A 24,399-nucleotide genomic window follows, 5' to 3' on the forward strand; every position below is an offset into this window, starting at 1 on the left:
TCCCGCTCGGCGGCGAAGCCGTCGTGAAACCGGTGGATGAGTTCTTATGGAGAAAAACGGTGGCCGCTTCGCGCCCAAGCGGGAGCAAGCTCCCTCGCCACAGGTAGGGTGTTTGACCTTAGAAAAGGCGGGCGAGCAGCGCGGTGATGGCGGTTTCGACCCGCAGGATGCGGTCGCCGAGTTGCACCGGATGCAGGCCGGACTTGCCGAGCAGCTCGATTTCGTAAGGAATCCAGCCACCTTCGGGGCCAATGGCCAGGGTTACCGCTTCGTCCAGGCCACGAGGGCAGGGCGGGTAATTGCCGGGGTGGCCGACGAGGCCGAGGGTGCCCTCGGTAATCGCCGGCAGACGGTCCTCGACGAACGGCTTGAAGCGTTTCTCGATGACAATCTGCGGCAGCACGCTGTCCCGGGCCTGCTCAAGGCCAAGGATCAACTGCTCGCGAATCGCCTCGGGCTCCAGGAACGGCGTTTGCCAGAAGCTCTTCTCGACGCGATAGCTGTTCACCAGAATGATTCGTGGCACACCCATGGCCGCCACGGTCTGGAACACCCTACGCAGCATTTTCGGCCGTGGCAGGGCCAGCACCAGGGTCAGTGGCAGCTTGGCCGGTGGAGGCTGGTCGAGTGTGACGCGCAGTTCGGCTTCATCGGCGTCCAGGCGCAGCAGTTCGGCCGAGCCCATCAGCCCGCCGATACGCCCCACCCGCAGGCTATCGCCGACAACCGAACGGTGGACTTCCTGCATGTGCGTCAACCGGCGATCACGCAGGATCGCCCGGTCGGCCGCAATGAAGTCGGCCTCTTCGAGCAGCAGCAGGTTCACGGTTGAGTCGCTGGCGGCTGGTCGTTGGGGTCGTCGGCCGGTTGGTCGTCAGGGTGCTCGCCGCGCTTGCTGATCAGGCCGCCGAACAGAATGCCGATTTCAAACAGCAGCCACATCGGTACGGCCAACAGGGTCTGCGAGAAGATGTCCGGTGGCGTCAGGATCATGCCGACCACGAAGCAGCCGATGATCACGTACGGGCGGATTTTCCTCAGGTAAGCGACGTTGACCACGCCGATCCACACCAGCAGCACCACGGCCACCGGAATTTCGAACGCTACGCCGAAGGCGAAGAACAGCGTCATGACGAAGTCGAGGTAGCTGCTGATGTCGGTCATCATTTCCACGCCGGCCGGGGTGGCGGCGGCGAAGAATTTGAAGATCAGCGGGAACACCAGGTAATAGGCGAACGCCATGCCGGTGTAGAACAGCATGATGCTGGACACCAGCAGCGGCACCGCAATGCGCTTCTCATGCTTGTACAGGCCTGGCGCGATAAAGCCCCAGATCTGATGCAGGATCACCGGGATCGCCAGGAACAGCGAGACCATCATCGTCAGCTTCAGCGGCGTCAGGAACGGCGACGACACATCGGTGGCGATCATCGTCGCGCCCACAGGCAGGTATTGCCGCAGTGGTGTGGAGACGAAGGTGTAGATCTGCTGGGTGAAGGCAAACAACCCGGCGAAGATGATGAAGATCGCCGCTACACAGCGCAGCAGGCGGGTACGCAACTCGGTGAGGTGCGAAACCAGCGGCATGTGCTGGTCATTTTCGGGGAGATCGCTCATGAGACTCGCGGCGGCAAAGTGGTGTCGTGAGGAGCCGGCGTTGTCGGCGCGGCGGCAGGAGCAACAGGTTCAGCCGGGGTGGTTGCAACAACGGGCGCCGGTTCAGCGGCTGCTACAACAGGTGCAGGTTCGGCAGCGGCCGGAGCATGAATCGTCTGCTCCGCCACAGGCTCAACCGGCTGAACCGGCGTGGCCTCCTGCTGAGTCGGCGTGAAGATCTTCCGCGCCTCCTGCTCCAGCGACAGAATGTGCTCGTTGTGCAGCTGCCGACGAATCTCGTCGGCACCGATTTCACGTTCAACTTCCTGTTTGATCGCGTTGAAGCTGCGCTTCAGACGGCCGACCCACAGGCCAGCGGTGCGCGCAGCACCCGGCAAACGCTCGGGACCCAGCACCAGCAGGGCCACGAGGCCGACGAGCAGCAGTTCAGAGAAGCTGATACCAAACATTAGTCAGTGCTCACACGTCTTTGCGGATCGGCTCTTCGACTTTTTGCGCCTGCACGTCGATGGTGTGCGGCTGGTTCACGGACTGAGTGGTCTGTGGCTGCGCGGGTGGAACCGGTTGGGCCGGTGTCACTGTCGGATCGGCTGGTTTGTCTTCATCGCTCATGGCTTTTTTGAAGCCCTTGATCGACTCGCCCACATCAGTGCCGAGGTTTTTCAGTTTCTTGGTGCCGAACACCAGCACGACAACAACCAGGATGACGATCCAGTGTTTCCAGTCAAAAATGCCCATGTCGCTGCTCCTCTCTAATAGTTGTTCAGGCGGACGGACGCGAGGCTTTCTCGACGTGTCCGGACAGACCGAAACGACGGTCCAGTTCATCGAGCACAGCCTGAGGATGCTGTCCCAGTTGGGCGAGCATGACCATGCTGTGGAACCACAAATCGGCGGTTTCGTAGATCACATCGCTGCAGTCACCGCTGATGGCGGCATCCTTGGCGGCAATGATGGTTTCGACCGACTCTTCGCCGACTTTTTCCAGAATCTTGTTCAAGCCCTTGTGGTAAAGGCTGGCGACATACGAGCTGTCGGCGGCGGCGCCTTTGCGCTCTTCCAGCACCTGGGCCAGACGGGTCAACGTGTCACTCATGGGTGTGTCCTGCGCAGTAGATGGCGTGCGGGTCTTTGAGCACCGGGTCGACGGTTTTCCAGTCGCCGTTCTCGAAGACGCGGTAGAAGCAGCTCTGACGACCGGTATGGCAAGCGATGTCGCCGATCTGCTCGACCATCAGGATGATCACGTCGGCGTCACAGTCCAGGCGCATCTCATGCAGGATTTGCACGTGGCCGGACTCTTCGCCCTTGCGCCACAGCTTGCCACGGGAACGTGACCAGTAAATGGCGCGGTTCTCGGCAGCGGTCAGTTCCAGCGCTTCACGGTTCATCCAGGCCATCATCAGGACGCGCCCGGTCTTGTGATCCTGGGCAATCGCCGGCACCAGGCCGTCGGCGTCCCACTTGATCTCGTCCAGCCAGTTTTTCATCTTCGACTCCGACAGCGGTTCCACACTTCATGAGTAGAACCCAAGCGTTGAAACAGTGTGCCAGCGTGTGGGGGCGCTGGCTATCGACGAACGACCAGATACAAACCGACCGCCACCATGATCCCGGCCGGCCAATGCCCCAGTTCGTTCAGCGGCCCGCCGGCAGCGAGTATGGTGCCGCCGGCCAGGTGCGCACAGCCGAGCAGTCGCAGTAGCCAATCGTCCTTGCGCCGGTGCCACGGAGGCGGCGGGTCGTAGGCGTGGGGCTGGGACATGCGTTCGAGCAGGTCGCGGGCCATGTTGGCCAGGTGCGGCAGTTGTTCGAACTGGCTCTGCACGTTGCCGATCAAGGCTTTGGGGCTGACGCGCTCACGCATCCAGCGTTCGAGGAACGGCTGGGCGGTGTTCCACAAATCGAGGTCCGGGTACAACTGACGGCCCAGGCCTTCGATGTTCAACAGGGTTTTTTGCAGCAACACGAGCTGCGGCTGCACTTCCATGTTGAAGCGTCGGGCGGTCTGGAACAGGCGCATCAGCACCTGGCCGAAAGAAATATCCTTTAACGGTTTTTCGAAGATCGGCTCGCACACGGTGCGGATCGCCGCCTCGAATTCGTTGAGTTTGGTTTCCGCCGGCACCCACCCCGAATCGATGTGCAACTGCGCCACACGACGGTAATCACGCTTGAAGAACGCGAACAGGTTGCGCGCCAGATAGTCCTGGTCTTCCGGGGTCAGGCTGCCGACGATGCCGCAGTCGATCGCAATGTACTGCGGGCTCCACGGGTTCACGGTGCTGACGAAGATGTTGCCGGGGTGCATGTCGGCGTGGAAAAAGCTGTCGCGGAACACCTGGGTGAAGAAGATCTCAACGCCGCGTTCGGCGAGCATTTTCATGTCGGTGCGCTGGTCGGCGAGGGTCGCGAGGTCAGTGACCTGGATGCCGTAGATGCGCTCCATCACCAGCACTTTCGGCCGGCACCAGTCCCAATAGACTTGCGGCACGTAGAGCAGCTCCGAGCCGTCGAAGTTACGCCGCAACTGGCTGGCGTTGGCCGCTTCACGCAACAGGTCGAGTTCGTCGTAGATGGTTTTTTCGTAGTCCTGGACCACGTCCACCGGGTGCAGCAGGCGCGCGTCGGCCGAGAGTTTTTCGGCGGCGCGGGCGAGGATGAACAGCCACGCCAGATCCTGCGCAATGATCGGTTTGAGGCCCGGGCGGATCACCTTGACCACCACTTCTTCACCGGTTTTCAGCTGCGCGGCATGCACTTGCGCCACCGACGCCGAGGCCAGCGGTTCGACGTCGAAGCGGCTGAAGACTTCGCTGATCTTTTTGCCGAGCTGTTCTTCGATCAGCCTGACCGACACTTGCGAGTCGAACGGCGGTACGCGGTCCTGCAGTTTCATCAGCTCATCGGCGATGTCTTCCGGCAGCAAGTCGCGGCGGGTGGACAGGATTTGCCCGAACTTGATGAAAATCGGTCCCAGGTCCTGCAACGCCAGACGCAATCGTGCGCCGCGGCTCAGGTCCAGCGTCTTGCGCGGGAACCAGCGCCACGGCAAGGCGTAGCGCAACGCCAACAGAAACCACGGCAGTGGCAGGGCGAACAACAGGTCATCGAGGCGGTAGCGAATCACAACGCGCTGGATGCGCAACAAACGGCGGACGGCAAGCAGCTTCATGCGTTATCGCTTGGGTCGAGGGATCGGGAGAGGCGCTCGAAACGCGCCTCGAGACGTTCCAGATCGAGTTTGATCTGGTCCAGTTCACTGAAACGGGCTTCGGCTTCGCGCTGACCGACGAGGGTGCGCGATTCTTCGGCCAGGTATTCGCCAAGGTTCTGATTGAGGCTGGCGAACCCTTGCTGATACCAGCGTGCGCGACTGCGCAGGTGACCGCCGAGCAGTTGCGTGGCGACAGGCCCCAGCCAGCGCGAGAGTTCGTACTCCCAGTCCAGTTCAAGGTCCTGAAGGATCGCCGCCAGTTCCAGCAGCACGCCGCTGTCGCCATCGAGTTCGACTTCAGGAGCATGCAGGATCGAAGTCTTGTCCTTGCTCATGGCCAGTTTCAACAGGCTGGAGGCCGGTGCGCGCAAGGTGCAGTCGGCGCCGGTTTCCCACTGGGAAGCCAGCATCAGGCCTTCGTCGCTGGGCAGGATGAACAGTTGCAGTGCCGGGCTGCGGCAGTCGACGGCAATCACCTTGCCACTCAAATGCGCCAGCCGCGGCAACGCCGTGCTGTCGAGACGCAGCACCCGGTTCAGACCGAGTTCAACGCTGGCGAGCAGGCCGGCCAGCAACATCAGGGCTTGATGCCACGGTGCAGGGCGACGATGCCTGCGGTCATGTTGTGGTAGGTCACGCGGTCGAAACCGGCTTCGACCATCATCGATTTCAGGGTTTCCTGATTCGGGTGCATGCGGATCGATTCGGCCAGATAGCGATAGCTTTCCGAGTCGTTGGTGATCAGCTTGCCCATCAGCGGCATGAAGGCGAACGAGTAGGCGTCGTAGGCTTTGGACATCAGCGCGTTGGTCGGTTTGGAGAATTCCAGCACCAGCAAACGGCCGCCCGGTTTCAGCACGCGCAGCATCGAGCGCAGGGCGTCTTCTTTATGGGTAACGTTGCGCAGGCCGAAAGCGATGGTCACGCAGTCGAAATGGTTGTCCGGGAACGGCAGCTTTTCAGCGTCGGCCTGGACGAATTCGACGTTGCCGGCCACACCCAGGTCCAGCAGGCGGTCACGACCGACCTTGAGCATGGATTCGTTGATGTCGGCCAACACGACCTGGCCGGTCGGGCCAACGAGGTGCGAGAACTTCTTGGTCAGGTCGCCCGTGCCGCCGGCGATGTCCAGCACGCGGTTACCGGTGCGAACGCCCGACAGCTCGATCGCGAAACGCTTCCACAGACGGTGCATGCCGCCAGACAGGAGGTCGTTCATCAAGTCGTACTTGGCGGCTACCGAGTGGAATACCTCAGCGACTTTTTCCGCTTTCTGGCTTTCCGGAACGTTTTTGAAGCCGAAGTGAGTGGTGGGTTCGGCATCGCTGCCTTTGCGCTGATCAGTCATATCGCTGTCACCAAAAGAGAATGCGGGACATTCTAATCCTGGTGGCCTGCTTTGTCTTGGCAAGGCTGCAGGTAAGATAGCTAACCGCCGGGACGTTTTGCCGCAGTAGCGGTCAAGATGCTTCAGGAAAGTATTCATAAAGCAGGAGTCATTCGATGGCCCGTATTAGTGTTGAGCGTGCCCATGGCCTGGGTAAGGAAGCGGCCCGCGAGAAGGCTGATCTGTTGGCGCAGAAACTGTCCGATCAATATGGCCTGGAGCCGCAATGGTCCGGCGACACCCTGAACCTCAAGCGTTCCGGTGTGAAAGGCGCGGTGTATGTGGGCGAGGACTCGATCAAGGTCGATGTCGAACTGGGTCTGTTGATGTCAGCCATGAGCGGCACCATCAAATCGGAAATCGAAAAGGCGCTGGATAAAGCGTTGGCGTGATCCCCGATTGAAATCCCTTCTCCTGTAGGAGTGAGCCTGCTCGCGATAGCGGTCTGTCAATCAACATTGATTTCGACTGATAGACCGCTATCGCGAGCAGGCTCACTCCCACATTTGTTTTGTGGTGTGCCCAAGGGTTTGTGTCAGTTGTTAGGGTGCCGTTTCTAATTATTCTCACTACTTTGTGCCTGAGCCCGACGCTTTCGCGGGCAGTTCCTCAAACCTTCTGCGCGTGAGGTGCACCATGGCCAAAGTTATTTTGAAGAAAAAAATCGACGCTTCGACGACTGCTCTGAGCGACGTTAAATCTTATGCCCGCAAGATCTGGCTGGCAGGCCTGGGTGCCTACACCAAGGTCGGCCAAGAGGGCAGCGAGTACTTTCAAGAGTTGGTAAAGGCTGGTCAAACTGTTGAAAAGAAAGGCAAAAAAGTAGTTGCCGAGAAGCTTGAAGCGGCCAATGCCGAGATCGATGAAGCCAAGAGTGAAGTGAGCACTTTCAAAGGCAAGGTCGAACTTCAACTCGACAAGGTCGAGAAGGCTTTTGACTCGCGTGTCGCAAGTACCTTGAATCGTATCGGCATTCCGTCTAAACATGACGTTGAGACACTCTCTGCCAAGCTCGATGAGCTGACGGCATTGCTCGAACGCGTCGCGCGTAAATCTTAAGGAGAACGGGATGGCTGGTAAAAAGAACACCGAAAAAGAAGGCAGCTCGTGGATTGGGAAAGTCGAAGACTACTCCCGCAAAATCTGGCTGGCTGGTTTAGGCGTGTACTCGAAGATCGACACTGACGGCAGCAAGCTCTTCGATGCATTGGTTAAAGACGGCGAGAAAGCCGAGAAGCTCACCAAGAGCGCTGTCGGCAAAAAAGTCGATGCTGCCAAGGACTCTGCTACGTCGGCCAAGTCGCGCATCAGCGGTGTGAAAGATCGCGCACTGGGCAAGTGGGATGAGCTGGAAGGGGCTTTCGACAAGCGTCTGAACAGCGCCATTTCGCGCCTGGGTGTACCGAGCCGCAATGAAGTCAAGGCACTGCACAGCAAGGTCGATACCCTGACCAAGCAAATCGAAAAACTCACCGGTGCCAAGGTAGCGCCTGTTGCGGCGAAAACCGCGGCGGCCAAACCTGCAGCCAAGTCCGCTGCCAAACCACTGGCCAAAGCTGCCGCTAAACCGGCTGCCAAACCAGCGGCCAAAACTGCCGCAGCGAAACCTGCAGCGGCCAAGGCAGCAGCAAAACCAGCCGCTAAACCGGCTGCCAAAACTGCAGCGGCCAAACCCGCTACCAAGCCAGCGGCCAAACCTGCCGCAGCGAAGAAGCCAGCGGTGAAAAAGCCGGCAGCGCCGAAAGCGGCTGCACCAAAACCAGCAGCGGCTGCCGCCAAACCGGCAACCCCGGCCCCGGTCAGTGCATCGAACTCCGCAACTGCGCCGACCCCTGCTGCAACCCCGACTGTCGCGCCAGTTCCTTCGACGCCAACCAGTCAGTCCTGATTCCAGGGCTCAAGAAAACGCCCGGCCTGCAAAGGTCGGGCGTTTTTTTGTGCACAGATTAATGAACACCACAGGGTTACTCGTGTTCTTCGAGGTATTGAAGGGCCATCTGCTCCGTCGCGACCTTGATCGGCGGCAACAGATGCGGCGCCACCAGCATCATGATCTGGTACACCACCAATCTCACCTCGCCCTCGCGATCAAGAATCCGCTGATAGTCCAGCGAGAACAGCAGCGTCATGGTGATCTGTTCCACCAACTGCCCCAACGCCTGGGTATCGCTGACCAATTGCCCCTGAGCCTTCAATCGAGCGAGCAACGAAGCCAGTGTGCGCTTCAGCGCATTGAGCAGGTTGCGTATGCCCTTGGCCAGTTTCGGCAAGCGCCCGGCGAGGTTCGACAGGTCCTGGAACAGAAACCGGTAATGGGCCAGGCGTTCGACGATCAGGTGCAGGAACAACCAGTAATCTTCCGGTGCCAGCTCCACATCGGCCGGGGGATCGAGCAGGGGCGCCAGTTCGGCCTGGAAGCGCTCGAACAGTCCGAGAATCAACGGCTCCTTGCCGTGAAAGTGGTAGTAGAGGTTGCCCGGGCTGATGCCCATTTCGTTGGCCACTTCCATGGTGGAAACGTTCGGCTCGCCCTTGTGATTGAACAACTGCAAAGCACATTCGAGAATCCGGTCGCGGGTTTTCATCCAGTCTTCTTAATGGTTCGTTGAACGTCAGCGCACACGCACGTAAGTACCGGGTGCTGCCTCCATCGGTGGATAGTTCTGGTTGCCAAGCACCATGCGTGTCTCTTTTTGCGCACCTGAACGTTCTTGAATCCAGCCCAGCCATTGGGTCCACCAACTGCCATCGACTTGCTTGGCGTCGTAATACCAGGCCCGTGGGTCAGTGCTCAGCTTCGTGCTCTCGACGAAGTGGGCTTTCGGGTTTGAGGGTGGGTTGAGAATGCTCTGCACATGCCCGCTGTTGGACAACACGAAGCGCCGTTCGCCACCCAGCAGCAGGGTCGAGCGATACACCGCATCCCACGGGGTGATGTGGTCGTTGATGCCGGCGACGCTGAAACTGTCGACGGTGACTTTCTGCAAATCGATCGGCGTGCCGCACACTTCCAGACCACCCGGATGACTCAGCGGGTTGTGTTTGAAGAAGTCCAGCAAGTCGCCGTGCAAGGCTGCCGGCAAACGTGTGTTGTCGTTGTTCCAGTAGAGGATGTCGAACGCCGGAGGTTCTTTGCCCAACAGGTAGTTGTTAACGAAATAGCTCCAGATCAAATCGTTGGGGCGCATCCAGGCGAAGACCTTGGCCATGTCGCGGCCGTCCAGCACGCCTTTCTGATAGGAGCGACGCTTGGCCGCTTCAAGCGTCTGTTCGTCGGCGAAGAGGGTCGCAGGCGAGTCCATCTGGCTGTCGAGCAGGCTCACGAGATAGGTCGCGCTGGACACCCGCCGAAGTTGTCGCTTGGCCTGCAAATGGCCTTGCAGGGCGGCAATGGTCAGCCCGCCCGCGCAGGCGCCCATCAGGTTGACCTCGCGGGCGCCAGTGATCGCCCGGCACACATTCATCGCTTCTTCGACGGCTTCGACGTACGTGGACAGCCCCCATTCGCGATGACGCACATCCGGATTGCGCCAGCTGATCATGAAGGTTTGCAGGCCGTTCTTCAGGGCGAACTGGACGAAGCTGTTGTGCGGGCTCAGGTCGAAAATGTAGTACTTGTTGATCTGTGGCGGCACCACCAGCAGCGGTTTGGAATACTGCTTTTCGCTCATGGGCTTGTACTGGATCAACTCCAGCAGCTCATTGCGAAACACCACGGAGCCCGTAGTGGTAGCGACTGTTTTGCCGACTTCGAAAGCTTGCTTGGTGACTTGTCTGGGCAGGCCGTCGTTGTGCAATAAATCATCGACCAGGTGGCTGATGCCTCGCACCAGGCTGTTGCCGCCGGAGTTGAAGATCTCCTTGATCGCCATTGGATTAAGCAGGCTGTTGGACGGTGCCATGGCGTCGTTGAGCAAGGCGAACGCGAAGTGCGCGCGGGCGCGATCGTCCGGGGTCATGTTGCTCTCGTCGATCCACTGTTTGACCTGCTTCTGCCAGCTCAGGTAGGCCTGCAAGCTACGGCGATAAAAAGGATTGAGGCTCCACGCCGGGTCGGCAAAGCGATTGTCCTGCGGATTGGTCGGGTACAAGGTTTCACCCAGCAGGATTCGGCCCAGTTGACCGCCTAGCTTCAAGGCGTGTCGGGCGGTGTGCACCGGGTTGCGCAATCCATGGGCGGCAACGCTGCGCAGGGTCGAAAACAGATCCCGACCACGCAGACCGGTAATTGCACTTTGCGCATTAATGAACGCGGCGGGAGTGGATAGAAATTCCCTCGCTGGCTTTTCGCGCATGAATCAACACTCCTTCGTCTTCAGGCCAAATACAGATACACCGAACCAGAACACCATAGACGCTGTTGCGGATTGTTGCGCGGCGCTGCGTCTTCCCGACCCCTTTTTGTAACAAAAGCCAGGGCCGATTAGCCGCCCAATGGCGCCGGATGCGGATGCATCACGGCACGCTGACGTTCTTCCTGGAGAAACTTCATGATGATCGGTGCCACTGCTTCGGCCCGGGTAATCAGGAACAGATGCCCGTCATCGATGATGTGCAACTGGGCGTTGGGAATCCGCCAGGCCAGTAAGCGCATGTTGACCAACGGGATCAGCGGATCGTCGTCACCGGCCAGTATCAGGGTTGGCTGGTGGATCTTGTGCAGCCAGTGAATGCTGGTCCAGCCGAGGCCGGCGAACAGCTGCCAGTAGTAACCGAGCTTGCCTGCCGAGCGGACCTTGGCGGCATGGCTGGCGGCCAGGGTCGGATCACGACGGAACGCACCGCCATAGATCATCGGCGCAATGCGAATCACGTGGGATGGCTGGATATAGCGTCGTGGGCTGGCCATCATCCACAGGACTTTAGGCTTGCCCGGCACCATCACCGTGCCAGCCGCCGTGGCCGCCAGAACGAGTTTCTTGCAGCGCTCGGGATAGTCGTAGGCGAACTGCTGCGCCAGGGCGCCACCCCACGACACGCCAATCACGTTGACTTGCCCGTAGTCGAGATAGTCGAGCATCCGCGCCGTGAGTTTTGCCAGGCCCGGAAAGCGATACGGTTGCCTTGGCGTCGACGAACCGCCGACACCAGGAACGTCGAAGGCGATGACCTCAAGGTCCGGGTCCAACGCCGCGACGAACGGAAACACCAGCTCCAGGTTGGCGCCGATGCCGTTGAAAATCAGCAAGGGCGTCAAGTGAGGCTTGCCGGGGCGTACCGCCGTGCGGAGGGTCTGGCCATCCAGGTCGACGGTACGAAATATGAACGGTTGCGGCATGCTTCAAGCCCTGTGGGGTCACTCTCTCAATTTCACCCCCGATCCCCTGTGGGAGCAGGCTTGCTCGCGAATGCGTCAGGTCAGTCGACATCACTGTTGAATGATCAATCGCTTTCGCGAGCAAGCCCGCTCCCACAGGGGCGCGAGGTGTGTCAGTTACCGCTCATGCACATACGTGCCTGGTGCAGCTTCACCTGCTGGATAAGCCTTGTTGCCCAGTTTGGTCGGGGACTTTTTCAGCTCGCCCGAACGCTCGGCTTGCCATGCCTGCCAGTGCAACCACCAGGAATCGGTGTGCTTGGTGGAATTTTCTTGCCACTCCTCGGCCTTGACCGGCATTTCGGAGCTGGTCATGTAGCGCGATTTCGGATTGCCCGGCGGGTTCAGAATGCTCTGGATATGCCCGCTGCTGGACAGCACGAACTCAACCTTGCCACCGAACAGTTGTGCCGACTTGTAGCAGGACTTCCACGGAGTGATGTGGTCGTTGGTTCCGGCCAGGGAGTAGATGTCGGCAGTGACCTGCTTCAGATTGATCGGCGTACCGCACACTTCCAGTGCATCAGGACGGATCAGTGGGTTGGTCTTGAACATCTCGATCAGGTCGCCGTGGAACGCAGCGGGCAACCGTGTGGTGTCGTTGTTCCAGAACAGGATGTCGAACACCGGCGGCTCGTTGCCCAGCAGGTAGTTGTTGACCCAATAGTTCCAGATCAGGTCGTTGGGGCGCATCCAGGCGAAAACTTTCGCCATGTCGCGGCCTTCCAGTACGCCGGCCTGGTAGGAGTGGCGCTTGGCGGATTCGAGGGTCTGCTCGTCGACGAACAGTGCCACGTCGCTGTCCAGGGTGGTGTCCAGCACGCTGACCAGCAGCGTCAGGGCGTTGACCTTTTTCTCGCCGAGTGCGGCGTAGTGGCCCAGCAAGGCGGTGCAGGTGATACCGCCGGAGCAGGCGCCGAGCATGTTGATGTCTTTGCTGCCGGTGATCGCGGTGACCACGTCGACGGCTTCCTTGAGCGCTTCGATGTAGGTCGACAGGCCCCACTCACGCTGCTCCTTGGTCGGGTTGCGCCAGCTGACGATGAACGTCTGCATGTTGTTGCGCAGGCAGAAGCGCGCCAGGCTCTTGTCCGGACTCAGATCGAAAACATAGAACTTGTTGATCTGCGGTGGTACCACCAGCAGTGGGCGCTCGTGCACCTGTTCGGTGGTCGGCCGGTACTGGATCAGTTCCAGCACGTCATTGCGAAACACCACCGCGCCTTCGGTGACGCCCAGGCTCTTGCCGACCTCGAACGCGCCCATGTTGACCTGGCTCGGCATGCCGCCGTTGTGCACCAGGTCCTTGGCCAGATGGGAGAGGCCGTCGAGCAGGCTTTTACCGCCGGTTTCGAAGAAGCGTTTGACCGCCGCCGGGTTGGCCGCACTGTTGGTCGGGGCCATGGCTTCGGTCATGAGGTTGATCACGAAATGCCCGCGTGCGACGTCCTTGGGCGAGAGATTGCTTTCGCCGATCCAGTCGTGGAGTTCCTTGCGCCACGCCAGGTAAGTTTGCAAATAACGTTTGTAGAGCGGGTTCTGACTCCAGGCCGGGTCGTGGAAGCGACGGTCATCGCTTGTCGGTTGCAGCGCAGATTTGCCGAACAGCACGTTCTTCAGTTCGATACCGAAATGAGCGACATGCTTTGCACTATGAATCGGTTGTTTGATGGCCTGGGTCAGCACCATACGGGCAGAGCCCAACAGATCTTTTCTACGCAGTCCAACGACGGGATTCAGCCCCAAGGTATTTTCCGAGGCCTGAAGTTTCAGGTCATCGTTATTCTTGTTACTCATCTACGACGCTCCATTGTCCTGAGACGAGTACCTGGGTCCAGCTGTGCAGTCCACAGCCAGTGCCAGGTACTACTGCTCGGGTGACCGTTAATTCTGCATCGCTGCTTTTTAGTTCAGAGAGCACTGCAGGTACCTTGCCAGCACCATTGGTTACCCGAGTTTAATTTTTTTCGCAAGCAGGCCAATCGTTGGCCCAAACGCGGAGCATTCAAACAGATGGAATTAGAAAATGCCTTCTAATGAGCGAGAGGCCCGAGTTAGAGCATCAGCTTGACGATGGATTCGTTCGGGTCGCGGGTCTTTCCGGCGGCTTTGAGTTCGGCAAGATAATCGTTCCAGAGATCCTCTTGGCGCACGCCCAGCTGGTACAGATATTCCCAAGTGAACAGGCCGCTGTCGTGGCCGTCGTCGAAGGTCAATTTCAGTGCGTACTGACCGGCCGGTTCGACCTTGGTCAGGCCTACGCCGATCTTGCCAAATTGCAGGATAGGTTTGCCGTGGCCCTGGACCTCGGCGGAAGGAGAGTGCACGCGCAGGAACTCGGCGGGCAGGTGATGTTCCTCGCCGGACGCATATTTCAGCGACAGGGTTTTCGAGGCTTTGTGCAGTTTGATGTCGGTGGGGAGTTGGGTCGTCATGGGGCCGGTCGTCCGTCTTAATGGAGGCCCTGTGTCGGCGGGTGATCCTGTGGCGAGGGAGCTTGCTCCCGCTCGGCTGCGCAGCAGTCGTAAATCCGGCGAATGGGGTCTTGCTGATAAACCGCATTCGCCGATTTTGGGGCCGCTTCGCGACCCAGCGGGAGCAAGCTCCCTCGCCACAGAAGCCCGCTCACACAGAATGTGACCTACAGGATATAACGGGACAGGTCTTCGTTCTGCGCCAATTCGCCCAAGTGGCTGTTGACGTATTCGGCGTCGATCATGATCGGCTTTTCGTCGTGGGCGCTGGCCAGATCGCCGGCGCTGAACGACACCTCCTCAAGCAGGCGTTCCAGCAGCGTGTGCAGGCGACGGGCGCCGATGTTCTCGGTCTTCTCGTTGACCTGCCAGGCGATCTCGGCGATGCGCTTGATGCCGTCCGGCTGGAACTCGATCACCAGGCCTTCGGTTTTCAGCAGGGCGCAATACTGCTCGGTGAGCGACGCGTGCGGCTCGCTGAGAATGCGTTCGAAATCTTCAGGCGTCAGCGCCTTGAGTTCGACACGAATCGGCAGACGACCTTGCAGCTCTGGCACCAGATCGCTCGGCTTGCTCAGGTGGAACGCACCGGACGCGATGAACAGGATGTGGTCGGTCTTGACCATGCCCAGTTTGGTGTTGACGGTGCAGCCTTCGATCAGTGGCAGCAAGTCGCGCTGTACGCCTTCACGGGAGACGTCGACGCCACCGGAGTTGCCGCGCTTGGCGACTTTGTCGATTTCGTCGATGAACACGATGCCGTGTTGCTCGACCGCTTCCAGTGCCTTGGCCTTCAACTCTTCTTCGTTGACCAGGCGACCGGCTTCTTCGTCGCGCACCAGTTTCAGCGCTTCCTTGACCTTGATCTTGCGGCTCTTGCGTTTGCCCTTGCCCATATTGGCGAACAGGCTCTGCAACTGGTTGGTCATCTCTTCCATGCCCGGTGGCGCGGAAATATCGACACCGGTCACTTCGGCGACTTCGATTTCGATCTCTTTGTCATCCAGCTGACCTTCGCGCAGGCGCTTGCGGAACAGTTGGCGGGTGTTGGAGTCAGCGGACGATCCGGCGTCTTCGTTGCTGAAACCCATGCGTGCCGGTGGCAGCAGGGCGTCGAGGATGCGATCTTCGGCGGCGTCTTCGGCGCGGTGGCGAACCTTGGTCATTTCCTGTTCGCGCAGCAGCTTGATCGCCGCGTCGGCCAGGTCGCGAATGATCGATTCAACGTCGCGGCCGACATAGCCGACTTCGGTGAACTTGGTCGCTTCGACCTTGATGAACGGCGCGTTGGCCAGTTTCGCCAGACGACGGGCAATCTCGGTTTTACCGACACCGGTCGGGCCGATCATCAGGATGTTTTTTGGTGTGACTTCAACGCGCAGCTCTTCAGGCAGCTGCATCCGGCGCCAGCGGTTACGCAGCGCGATGGCGACGGCGCGCTTGGCATCGTCCTGGCCGATGATATGGCGATTGAGTTCGTGGACGATTTCACGGGGAGTCATGGACATAGTAATTGGCGGTCCTCAGGTAAAAGTGAGCCGTGGCGTGGTGGCCAAGACAGGCTTACTCAGCGAGGTCCTGCTCCTCAATGGTGAAGGTGTGGTTGGTGAATACACAGATGTCGCCGGCGATGCCGAGGGCGGTTTCGACGATTTCCCGGGCTGACAAGTCGGTTTTCTTCAGCAGCGCGCTGGCGGCAGCCTGGGCGTAACCGCCACCGGAACCCATGGCGATCAGACCTTCTTCAGGTTCGACCACGTCGCCGTTGCCGGTGATGATCAGAGAAGCGTCTTTGTTCGCGACCGCGAGCATGGCCTCGAGGCGGCTGAGGGAGCGGTCAGTGCGCCATTCTTTGGCGAGTTCGACAGCGGCGCGAACCAGGTGGCCCTGATGTTTCTCAAGCTGGCCTTCGAAGCGCTCGAAGAGGGTGAAGGCGTCAGCGGTGGCCCCGGCAAAACCGGCGATCACCTGGCCGTGGTACAGGCGGCGAACTTTCTTCGCGTTGCCTTTCATCACGGTATTGCCCAGAGAAACCTGGCCGTCGCCGCCCATGACGACTTTGCCGTGGCGGCGAACTGAAACGATGGTGGTCAAGGGAGAGTCTCCACGCAGCGGGGCGAAAATGCCTTATGCCAACTCATATGGGGGTGGTGGAGAGGATTTCAACTGCAGGAAGGGAGAGGGGACGAGCGGTGTGTCAGTGGCAAAGAAGGGGACGGGTGAGTTCCTGTGGCGAGGGAGCTTGCTCCCGCTCGGCTGCGAAGCAGTCGTAAACCCAGCCTCCGCGGTCCGTCTGACGGATCGCGGTGGCCGGATTTGGGAGTGCTGCGCACTCCAGCGGGAGCAAGCTCCCTCGCCACAAAAGCAGGCTGTTTATTGATCGTTCCCACGCTCTGCGTGGGAATGCCTCAAGGGACGCTCCGCGTTCCAGCTCTGGAAAGGACGCGGAGCGTCCCGGGCTGCATTCCTTTGCTGCGTGTGGGAGCGATCATGAAGGGTTAGCGGCTTTGGCGTTGTTGTAACAACAGGTTGCTGAATCCGCTGCCGGCCAGTTGTTTCTGGGCGGTGGTCAGTTGTTCGCGATTACTGAACGGACCAACCAGCACCCGATACCAGGTTTCGTCCTTCACGGTGCCGGATTCAACCGCTACCGCCTGACCGAGCAGGATGATTTGGGCCCGAACCTTGTCCGCATCAGCTTCCTTGCGGAACGAACCGGCCTGCAGGAAGAACTTGGTCACCGGCGCCGCTTTGGACACCGGTGGCGCTGGCGGCGGGGTAATCCCGGCCAGGGCGGCCTGAGCCCGTGCGGTATCGATCTTCGCCGCTTGCTCGGGCGTAACCGGTGTCGTCGGAATGGCCGGCACTTGCGGCGTCGGCAGGGTTTTCTCCGGCACGGCATCCGGCGGCACGATGACTTCCGATTCCGGCAGCAACGTGTAGAAGTCGTACTTCGGCTTCACCGGTTGCGTCGGGCTCGGCGGGGTCTTGTTGGCCTCGGCGATCTTGGCTTTCTGCTGCTCGACCTTCTCGCGCTTGACGCTCTCGCTACCCTTGCCCGGTTCCAGTTTCATCAGGAACACCAGAAAAGCGCCGACCGTCAGGCCGATGGCCATCCACAGCCAACCCGGGATCGGTTGCTTTGCAGGAGCTTGGTAACGGCTGGCGCCACGCTTGGGTGCTGGTTTTTTCTTGGCAGCCAACTTACATACGCTCCAGAGTTTCCAGACCCAAGAGTTCCAGGCCTTGCTTGAGAGTGCGACCGGTCAGCGCGGCGAGGCGCAGGCGGCTCTGCATTTGTGCCGGGGTCTCGGCGCTGAGGATCGGGCAGTTCTCGTAGAAACTGGAGAACAGGCCGGCGACATCGTACAGGTAGGTGCACAAGATGTGCGGCGTGCCTTTGTCGGACACGTTGTTCAGCACTTCGCCGAACTGCGCGAGCTTCGCCGCCAGTTCGTGTTCGTGCGGGGCTTCGAGGACGATCTGGCCTTCGACTTCGCTGAAGTCCTTGCCGAGTTTGCGGAACACGCCGGCCACGCGGGTGTAGGCGTACAGCAGGTACGGTGCGGTGTTGCCTTCGAAGTTCAGCATCAGGTCGAAGTTGAAGCTGTAGTCGCTGGTGCGATGCTTGGACAGGTCGGCGTATTTCACCGCGCCAATGCCCACGACCTTGGCGATGTTGCGCAGTTCGTCTTCGGCAAGTTCCGGGTTCTTTTCTTTCACCAGGTTGTAGGCACGCTCCTGGGCTTCGGTCAGCAGGTCGATCAGCTTCACGGTGCCGCCGTCACGGGTCTTGAACGGACGGCCATCGGCGCCGTTCATGGTGCCGAAGCCCATGTGTTCCATTTCCATCGGGTGCGTCACGAAGCCGGCCAGGCGCGCGACCTGGAACACTTGCTGGAAGTGCAGGGCCTGGCGCTGGTCGACGAAGTACAGCGCACGATCGGCCTTCAGCACACCGCTGCGGTAACGCACGGCCGCCAGGTCGGTGGTGGCGTAGAGGTAACCGCCGTCAGCCTTGACGATGATCACCGGCAGCGGGTCGCCGTCGGCGTTCTTGAACTCGTCGAGGAACACGCACTGGGCGCCGTTGCTTTCGACCAGCAGGCCGGCGGCCTTGAGGTCGTTGACTACGTTGATCAGGTCGTCGTTGTAGGCGCTTTCGCCCATCACGTCAGCCATGGTCAGTTTGACGTTCAGCAGTTCGTAGATTTTCTGGCAGTGCGACAGCGAGATGTCTTTGAACTTGGTCCACAGCGCCAGGCAGTCCGGGTCGCCGGCTTGCAGCTTGACCACCAGGCCACGGGCGCGATCGGCGAATTCTTCGGATTCGTCGAAGCGTTGCTTGGCGGCGCGGTAGAAGTTTTCCAGGTCCGACAGCTCGTCGCTGGTGATCGGGTTTTCCTGCAGATACGCCATCAGCATGCCGAACTGGGTGCCCCAGTCGCCAACGTGGTTCTGACGGATCACTTCGTCGCCGAGGAATTCCAGGACCCGCGCCACGCCGTCGCCGATGATGGTCGAGCGCAAGTGGCCGACGTGCATCTCTTTGGCCAGGTTCGGTGCCGACAGGTCGACGACAGTGCGCTGCACCGGACCCGCCTTGCGCACGCCGATAAGGGCATCGGCCAGGGCGGCGTCCAGGCGAGTGGCCAGGGCCTGGGTGTTCTGGAAGAAGTTCAGGAAACCGGGACCGGCGATTTCGGTCTTGGTGACATTTTCGTCAGTCGGCAGCGCGGCGATGATTTTCTCGGCCAGGTCGCGCGGCTTCATGCCCGCAGGCTTGGCCAGCATCATGGCGATGTTGCTGGCGAAATCGCCGTGAGTCTTGTCGCGGGAGTTTTCCACCTGGATCGCCGGCGACAGGCCTTCAGGCAACACACCTTCGTTGACGAGTTGGGTGATGGCTTGTTGGATCAGCTGGCGAATGGTGTCTTTCATGGTGTTCTCTTTCGACCGCAAGCGCGGCGGCGCCTGGATGCGCTAGTGGAAAAACTGGGCATTATCCGTTGCGAAGACGGGCTTGCCAACTATAGCGGGCAGGTTATGGATATGTGGTGACAAATCGACCGCTATCGCGGGCAAGCCCGCTCCCACAGGGTAAGTGGTATGACGTAGAGCAAGTGAACAACGCAGATCCCTGTGGGAGCCGGGCTTGCCCGCGATAGCGATCTTGAATTCAATACAAATCGACCGGATCCACATCCAGCGACCAGCGCACCGCCCGCCCACTCGGCATCTGCTCCAACACCAGCAACCAACTGCTCAGCAATCGATGCAGCGGCGCCCTGGCCGTGGCTTGCAGCAACAACTGCGCGCGATAACGCCCGGCCCGGCGCTCCATCGGTGCCGGCACTGGCCCCAGCAACTCAATCCCGGTCAGATTCTGCTCGGCCAGCAAACGCTCGGCCTCGCTGCACGCTTCATCGAGGAAGCCTTCGGCCTGCCCCGGTTTATGCGCTTCGGCCCGCAGCAGTGCGAGATGCGCAAACGGCGGAAGCCCTGCGGAGCGGCGTTCGCTCAACGCCTGTTCGGCAAAGGCGAAATAGCCCTGTTCGGTCAGTTGCACCAGCAGCGGATGGTCGGCCAGGTGCGTCTGGATAATCACTTTGCCCGGCTCTTCAGCCCGGCCCGCACGCCCGGCCACCTGGACGATCAACTGCGCCATGCGCTCGCTGGCGCGGAAGTCGCCGGAGAACAGCCCGCCGTCGGCATCGAGAATCGATACCAGCGTCACCCGTGGAAAGTGGTGCCCTTTGGCAAGCATTTGCGTGCCGACCAAAATGCACGGCTGGCCTTTCTGAATGGTCGTGAACAGCTGATTCATCGCGTCTTTACGCGAAGTGCTATCGCGGTCGACCCGCAGCACCGGGACGTCCGGAAACAAAATCCCCAACCGTTCTTCGGCGCGTTCGGTGCCGGCGCCGACTGGTCGCAAATCGACCTTGCCGCATTTCGGGCAATGCCGAGGAACGCGTTCGACGTAGCCGCAATGGTGGCAGCGCAGTTCGCCGGAGCGCTGGTGCACGGTCATGCGCGCATCGCAGCGCTGACACTCGGACATCCAGCCACAGTCGTGACAGAGCAAGGTCGGGGCAAAACCGCGACGGTTGAGGAACACCAACACTTGTTGTCCGGCGGCCAGCGTCTGGCCGATGGCCTGCTGCATCGGCCCGGAAATGCCGCTGTCCAGTGGACGACTTTTCACGTCCAGGCGCAGGAATCGCGGCTGCTTGGCGCCGCCGGCGCGCTCATTCAGGCGTAAGAGCCCGTATCGACCGGTGTAGGCGTTGTGCAGGCTTTCCAGCGAAGGCGTGGCGGAGCCGAGGACAATCGGGATGTTTTCCTGGCGTGCGCGCACCAATGCCAGGTCGCGGGCGTGATAGCGCAGGCCTTCCTGCTGTTTATAGGAACCGTCGTGCTCTTCATCGATGATGATCAGGCCGGGGTTCTTCATCGGCGTGAACAGCGCCGAGCGGGTGCCGATAATGATGTCGGCGTCACCGTCCCGGGCGGCGAGCCAGGCTTCGAGGCGCTCGCGGTCATTGACCGCCGAGTGGATCAGCGCGATGCGCGCATTGAAACGCTGCTCGAAGCGCGCCAGGGTCTGCGGGCCGAGGTTGATTTCCGGGATCAGTACCAGCGCTTGTTTACCGGCCTCGAGGGTTTCGCGGATCAACTGCAAATAGACTTCGGTCTTGCCGCTGCCGGTGACGCCGGCCAGCAGGAATGCGTGATAACTGTCGAAGCCTGCGCGAATCGCCTCATAGGCCGCACGTTGCTCCGGGTTGAGCGGCAGTTCCGGCTGCGCCAGCCAGTGTTCGTGGCGGGCGTCGGGGGCGTGCTTGCGGATTTCGACTTGCACCAGATCCTTGGCCAGCAGCAAATCCAGGCTGTCCTTGCTCAACATCAGTTTGCTCAACAACTGATGGGCGACACCGTGGGGATGCTGGGCCAGGGTCGCCAGGGCCTCACGTTGACGCGGGGCGCGAGCGATGCGCGGATCATCGAGGCTGGCGCCGGGTGCGGCGGACCAGAAGCGTTCCTGCCGTGCTTCGGCCAGTTCACCCTGACGCAGCAACACCGGCAGCGCCCAGCTCAAAGTGTCGCCGAGGCTGTGCTGGTAATACTGAGACGTCCACAGGCACAGCTTGAACAGCGCTGGCGGCAGGGGCGGTGTGGCATCGAGCAGGGCCAGGGCCGGCTTGAGCTTTTCTACCGGCACTTCACTGGTGTCGGTGACCTCCACCAGAATCCCGATCATCTCCCGTCGGCCGAACGGCACCCGCAGGCGCATGCCAGGTTGCAACTGGGCACGCAGGACTCCGGCCGGGGCACGGTAATCGAACAGACGGCGCAGCGGCGAAGGCAGGGCGAGGCGCAAAATGGCGTCGGGCACGCGGGGGATTCTCTCTGGGCGGGCAGTAAGAAAGGCTGAGCGCAATCCCTGTGGGAGCGGGCTTGCCCGCGAAGAGGCCTATAAAGTCGGCATCTTCATTGACTGTCAGGACGCTTTCGCGAGCAAGCCCGCTCCCACAGGTCTGCGTGCAGATGATCAGCATTTGGGGCGCGAGCCTAGCAGACGGTCGGTGTAAGGGACAGCTTGCGTGATCGCGAAGGTCTGGTAGAATCCGCGGCCTAATTATGTGCGGTATTCAACAATAGTGTTGAGTGGCGGCACACTAGCCTGAGGAATACACCATGAAAGCCGATATCCATCCAGCGTACGAAACCATCGAAGTAACTTGCAGCTGCGGCAACAAGTTCGAAACTCGTTCGAACCTGTGCAAGCCACTGGGTACTGACGTATGCAACGAGTGCCACCCGTTCTACACCGGTAAGCAGAAGACTCTGGATACTGGCGGCCGTGTACAGCGCTTCGCAGACCGTTTCGGTGCTTTCGGCAAGAAACCTGCTGCTGCAGCAGAGTAAGGTTGCAAAGCCCCATGGGCTTTACCTTGCTGATGAAAAAGGCGTCCCTCGCGGGCGCCTTTTTTGTGTCTGCGATTTGGCTTTCCGGTGCCCAGGCCTTCTGCCCGGCGCCGAGCGGGCTGTCATCCGTTGTGGTGCAGCGGGTGGTGGATGGTGACACGCTGCGCCTGAGCGATGGCCGCAGCGTGCGCATGATCGGTTTGAATACGCCGGAGCTGGGCAAGAAAGGCCGTTCCGACGAGCCGTTCGCCGTGGCGGCACGCCAACGCCTGGAAGCGCTGGTGGCTGCCAATGATGGGCGGGTCGGTTTGCTGCCCGGTAAAGAAAGCAAAGACCATTACGGCCGAACCTTGGCCCATGTCTACGGTGCCGATGGCGCCAACCTTGAAGCGCAGATGCTTGCTGAAGGGCTCGGTTTCCTGGTGGCGGTCGCGCCGAATGTCGATCTGGTCGACTGCCAGCAAGCGGCGGAACACAGTGCCCGTCGGGCCGGACTCGGGTTGTGGCGTCAATCCCCTGTGCTGAAAGCGGAGCAGATCAACACGTCCGGATTCGCGGTGCTCAGCGGCCGTGTGAGCAAGGTTCAGCGCAATCGCGGCGGGATTTGGATCGAGTTGCAGGATTCGGTTGTATTGCGCGTTGCACCCAATTTGCTGGGGCAGTTCGATGTGGCGAATCTCGAGCGGCTGAAGGGCAGGCAGATCGAGGCCCGTGGTTGGGTGCTGGATCGCTCGCGGCGTGGCGGACTGAAAGAAGGGCAGGCGCGCTGGCTTTTGCCCTTGACCGACCCGGCGATGCTTCAGCTGGCGCAGTGATAAAAAATTGTAGACATTTTTTCTGTCGATTGTGAACAGTCAATCCCTTGTGTTCCGCGGCTCTTGGTCCAAAGTCGTAGGGCCGGGCGCTTGACAGGGGTGACTGGTCAGTCTTGTGAGGACTTTGCGAGGCGAGTATCCTCGGCGGTCCGTCTGTCCAACAGTAAAAAGCGGAATGCCCCTATGTCTGATCTGAAAACTGCCGCTCTCGAATATCACGCCCATCCCCGTCCAGGGAAGCTGAGTGTCGAGCTCACCAAGGCCACCGCTACCGCCCGCGACCTGTCGCTGGCCTACAGCCCCGGCGTAGCCGAACCAGTACGCGAAATCGCCCGCGATCCTGAACTGGCCTACAAATACACCGGCAAAGGCAACCTGGTTGCAGTCATTTCCGATGGCACCGCAATTCTCGGCCTGGGTAACCTTGGCCCATTGGCTTCCAAGCCAGTCATGGAAGGTAAAGGCGTGCTGTTCAAGCGCTTCGCCGGCATCGACGTTTTCGACATCGAAGTCGACTCCGAAAGCCCGCAAGCCTTCATCGACACCGTCAAGCGTATCTCCATCACCTTCGGTGGCATCAATCTGGAAGACATCAAGGCACCTGAGTGCTTTGAGATCGAACGTGCTCTGATCGAGCAGTGCGACATTCCGGTATTCCACGATGACCAGCACGGCACCGCGATCGTTACTGCGGCCGGCATGATCAACGCCCTGGAAATCGCTGGCAAAACCCTCGCCGACGCCAAGATCGTCTGCCTGGGCGCCGGTGCTGCCGCCATCTCCTGCATGAAACTGCTGGTGAGCATGGGTGCCAACATCGAAAACATCTTCATGGTTGACCGTACCGGCGTGATCCACTCCGGCCGTGACGACCTGAACCAGTACAAGGCTGTTTTCGCTCACTCGACTGAAAAACGCACGCTGGCCGATGCCCTGAAAGGCGCGGACGTGTTCGTGGGCCTGTCCGGCCCGAACCTGCTGAGCGCTGAAGGCCTGAAGTCCATGGCGGCCAACCCGATCGTGTTCGCGTGCTCCAACCCTGATCCGGAAATCGCCCCGGAACTGGCTCACGCCACCCGTGACGATGTGATCATGGCCACCGGCCGTTCGGACTACCCGAACCAGGTCAACAACGTGCTGGGCTTCCCGTTCATCTTCCGTGGTGCCCTGGACGTTCGCGCCAAGCGCATCAACGAAGAAATGAAAGTGGCTGCGGCCAACGCCCTTCGTGAACTGGCCAAACTGCCGGTTCCACAGGAAGTGTGCGACGCCTACGGCGGCATCAAGCTGGAATTCGGTCGTGAGTACATCATTCCGAAACCAATGGATGCCCGCCTGATCACCGTGATCTCCGATGCCGTGGCCAAGGCTGCAATCGAGACCGGCGTAGCGACCCTGCCGTATCCGAAGAACTACCCGCTGAAAAGCGTGGATGACGTGTTCAACGGCTAAGTCGTTGTAGCGCTTCAACCCAAAGCCCCGGCTCTTGCGAGTCGGGGCTTTTTTATGTCTGAGGGTCGCCGATCGTTCCCACGCTCTGCGTGGGATGCAGCCCGGGACGCTCCGCGTCCCTTTCCAGAGCTGGAACGCAGAGCGTCCCTTGAGGCATTCCCACGCAGAGCGTGGGAACGATCAGCCCC

At 60.3% G+C, this 24,399-nt stretch carries 25 protein-coding genes; 6 read left to right on the top strand and 19 right to left on the bottom strand.

Going from position 1 to position 24,399, the window contains the following annotated elements; all coding sequences use genetic code 11:
* Positions 1-118 precede the first annotated feature (118 nt).
* The 9 genes from BLW70_RS07050 to ubiE all read right to left on the bottom strand — a co-directional run bounded on the left by BLW70_RS07050 (position 119) and on the right by ubiE (position 6,182).
* A complete protein-coding gene (locus BLW70_RS07050) occupies positions 119-826 on the bottom strand; it encodes a 16S rRNA (uracil(1498)-N(3))-methyltransferase (RefSeq protein ID WP_074872845.1) in 708 nt (235 codons plus the stop codon).
* Entirely contained in the window at positions 823-1,617 is a 795-nt protein-coding gene (gene tatC / locus BLW70_RS07055) for a twin-arginine translocase subunit TatC (RefSeq protein ID WP_074872848.1), read from the bottom strand. The genes BLW70_RS07050 and tatC overlap by 4 nt, the downstream gene beginning before the upstream one ends.
* Positions 1,614-2,066: a Sec-independent protein translocase protein TatB gene (gene tatB, locus BLW70_RS07060; RefSeq protein ID WP_074872851.1), complete on the bottom strand. Its 453-nt coding sequence runs from the start codon at positions 2,064-2,066 to the stop codon at positions 1,614-1,616. The genes tatC and tatB overlap by 4 nt, the downstream gene beginning before the upstream one ends.
* 10 nt (positions 2,067-2,076) lie before the next feature.
* Positions 2,077-2,355: a twin-arginine translocase TatA/TatE family subunit gene (locus BLW70_RS07065; RefSeq protein ID WP_074872853.1), complete on the bottom strand. Its 279-nt coding sequence runs from the start codon at positions 2,353-2,355 to the stop codon at positions 2,077-2,079.
* Positions 2,356-2,380: 25 nt separating this feature from the next.
* A complete protein-coding gene (locus BLW70_RS07070; RefSeq protein WP_003220849.1) occupies positions 2,381-2,713 on the bottom strand; it encodes a phosphoribosyl-ATP diphosphatase in 333 nt (110 codons plus the stop codon).
* Positions 2,706-3,107 carry a phosphoribosyl-AMP cyclohydrolase gene (gene hisI / locus BLW70_RS07075; protein ID WP_074872856.1) on the bottom strand — a complete coding sequence of 134 codons (402 nt, stop codon included), beginning with the start codon at positions 3,105-3,107 and terminating at the stop codon, positions 2,706-2,708. The genes BLW70_RS07070 and hisI overlap by 8 nt, the downstream gene beginning before the upstream one ends.
* 80 nt (positions 3,108-3,187) lie before the next feature.
* Positions 3,188-4,792, bottom strand: a complete 1,605-nt coding sequence (gene ubiB, locus BLW70_RS07080; protein WP_074872859.1) for a ubiquinone biosynthesis regulatory protein kinase UbiB — start codon at positions 4,790-4,792, stop codon at positions 3,188-3,190.
* Positions 4,789-5,412 carry a ubiquinone biosynthesis accessory factor UbiJ gene (locus BLW70_RS07085; RefSeq protein WP_074872862.1) on the bottom strand — a complete coding sequence of 208 codons (624 nt, stop codon included), beginning with the start codon at positions 5,410-5,412 and terminating at the stop codon, positions 4,789-4,791. Before BLW70_RS07085 ends, ubiB begins: the two co-directional genes overlap by 4 nt.
* Positions 5,412-6,182 carry a bifunctional demethylmenaquinone methyltransferase/2-methoxy-6-polyprenyl-1,4-benzoquinol methylase UbiE gene (gene ubiE / locus BLW70_RS07090; RefSeq protein ID WP_007948968.1) on the bottom strand — a complete coding sequence of 257 codons (771 nt, stop codon included), beginning with the start codon at positions 6,180-6,182 and terminating at the stop codon, positions 5,412-5,414. Before ubiE ends, BLW70_RS07085 begins: the two co-directional genes overlap by 1 nt.
* Positions 6,183-6,337: 155 nt before the next feature.
* Here ubiE and BLW70_RS07095 point away from each other — a divergent pair, with 155 nt between their 5' ends.
* From BLW70_RS07095 to BLW70_RS07105, 3 genes are all read left to right on the top strand, one after another.
* Positions 6,338-6,613, top strand: coding sequence for a polyhydroxyalkanoic acid system family protein (locus tag BLW70_RS07095; protein ID WP_074872865.1), 276 nt, complete (start codon positions 6,338-6,340; stop codon positions 6,611-6,613).
* 244 nt (positions 6,614-6,857) lie between these two features.
* A complete protein-coding gene (locus BLW70_RS07100) occupies positions 6,858-7,280 on the top strand; it encodes a phasin family protein (protein WP_074872868.1) in 423 nt (140 codons plus the stop codon).
* 10 nt (positions 7,281-7,290) lie between these two features.
* The gene (locus BLW70_RS07105; protein WP_074872871.1) at positions 7,291-8,109 is read left to right on the top strand and encodes a phasin family protein; all 819 of its coding nucleotides are present in this window, start codon (positions 7,291-7,293) and stop codon (positions 8,107-8,109) included.
* Positions 8,110-8,185: 76 nt separating this feature from the next.
* Here the strand turns inward: BLW70_RS07105 and BLW70_RS07110 are convergent, their stop codons facing one another.
* The 10 genes from BLW70_RS07110 to BLW70_RS07155 form a co-directional block, all read right to left on the bottom strand.
* On the bottom strand, positions 8,186-8,806 hold the full coding sequence (locus BLW70_RS07110; RefSeq protein WP_008149531.1) for a TetR/AcrR family transcriptional regulator: 621 nt from the start codon (positions 8,804-8,806) through the stop codon (positions 8,186-8,188).
* Positions 8,807-8,833: 27 nt separating this feature from the next.
* On the bottom strand, positions 8,834-10,516 hold the full coding sequence (phaC, locus tag BLW70_RS07115) for a class II poly(R)-hydroxyalkanoic acid synthase (RefSeq protein WP_074872874.1): 1,683 nt from the start codon (positions 10,514-10,516) through the stop codon (positions 8,834-8,836).
* A gap of 128 nt (positions 10,517-10,644) precedes the next feature.
* Complete coding sequence (phaZ, locus tag BLW70_RS07120) at positions 10,645-11,499, bottom strand: poly(3-hydroxyalkanoate) depolymerase (protein WP_074872878.1); 855 nt, start codon at positions 11,497-11,499, stop codon at positions 10,645-10,647.
* Between the two features lie 156 nt (positions 11,500-11,655).
* A complete protein-coding gene (gene phaC, locus BLW70_RS07125) occupies positions 11,656-13,335 on the bottom strand; it encodes a class II poly(R)-hydroxyalkanoic acid synthase (RefSeq protein ID WP_074872880.1) in 1,680 nt (559 codons plus the stop codon).
* Between the two features lie 257 nt (positions 13,336-13,592).
* Entirely contained in the window at positions 13,593-13,973 is a 381-nt protein-coding gene (locus BLW70_RS07130; protein ID WP_033055352.1) for a gamma-butyrobetaine hydroxylase family protein, read from the bottom strand.
* A gap of 206 nt (positions 13,974-14,179) precedes the next feature.
* Complete coding sequence (gene hslU, locus BLW70_RS07135) at positions 14,180-15,520, bottom strand: ATP-dependent protease ATPase subunit HslU (protein ID WP_074872883.1); 1,341 nt, start codon at positions 15,518-15,520, stop codon at positions 14,180-14,182.
* Between the two features lie 55 nt (positions 15,521-15,575).
* Positions 15,576-16,106, bottom strand: coding sequence for an ATP-dependent protease subunit HslV (gene hslV / locus BLW70_RS07140; protein ID WP_007899242.1), 531 nt, complete (start codon positions 16,104-16,106; stop codon positions 15,576-15,578).
* Positions 16,107-16,510: 404 nt separating this feature from the next.
* Complete coding sequence (locus BLW70_RS07145) at positions 16,511-17,215, bottom strand: SPOR domain-containing protein (RefSeq protein ID WP_074872886.1); 705 nt, start codon at positions 17,213-17,215, stop codon at positions 16,511-16,513.
* Position 17,216: 1 nt separating this feature from the next.
* Positions 17,217-18,953 (bottom strand): arginine--tRNA ligase, encoded by a 1,737-nt coding sequence (gene argS, locus BLW70_RS07150; RefSeq protein ID WP_074872889.1) that lies wholly within the window; start codon positions 18,951-18,953, stop codon positions 17,217-17,219.
* A 238-nt stretch (positions 18,954-19,191) separates the two neighbouring features.
* Complete coding sequence (locus tag BLW70_RS07155; protein WP_074872891.1) at positions 19,192-21,411, bottom strand: primosomal protein N'; 2,220 nt, start codon at positions 21,409-21,411, stop codon at positions 19,192-19,194.
* A 302-nt stretch (positions 21,412-21,713) separates the two neighbouring features.
* Between BLW70_RS07155 and rpmE the strand changes: the two genes are divergently transcribed.
* The 3 genes from rpmE to BLW70_RS07170 all read left to right on the top strand — a co-directional run bounded on the left by rpmE (position 21,714) and on the right by BLW70_RS07170 (position 24,211).
* Entirely contained in the window at positions 21,714-21,944 is a 231-nt protein-coding gene (gene rpmE, locus BLW70_RS07160) for a 50S ribosomal protein L31 (RefSeq protein WP_008149553.1), read from the top strand.
* Positions 21,945-21,958: 14 nt separating this feature from the next.
* On the top strand, positions 21,959-22,759 hold the full coding sequence (locus tag BLW70_RS07165) for a thermonuclease family protein (RefSeq protein WP_074872893.1): 801 nt from the start codon (positions 21,959-21,961) through the stop codon (positions 22,757-22,759).
* A gap of 183 nt (positions 22,760-22,942) precedes the next feature.
* Positions 22,943-24,211, top strand: coding sequence for a malic enzyme-like NAD(P)-binding protein (locus BLW70_RS07170; protein ID WP_008149557.1), 1,269 nt, complete (start codon positions 22,943-22,945; stop codon positions 24,209-24,211).
* The last annotated feature ends 188 nt before the right edge of the window (positions 24,212-24,399 follow it).

The sequence above is a fragment of the Pseudomonas frederiksbergensis genome (assembly GCF_900105495.1).
In the GTDB taxonomy this organism is placed as follows: domain Bacteria; phylum Pseudomonadota; class Gammaproteobacteria; order Pseudomonadales; family Pseudomonadaceae; genus Aquipseudomonas; species Aquipseudomonas frederiksbergensis.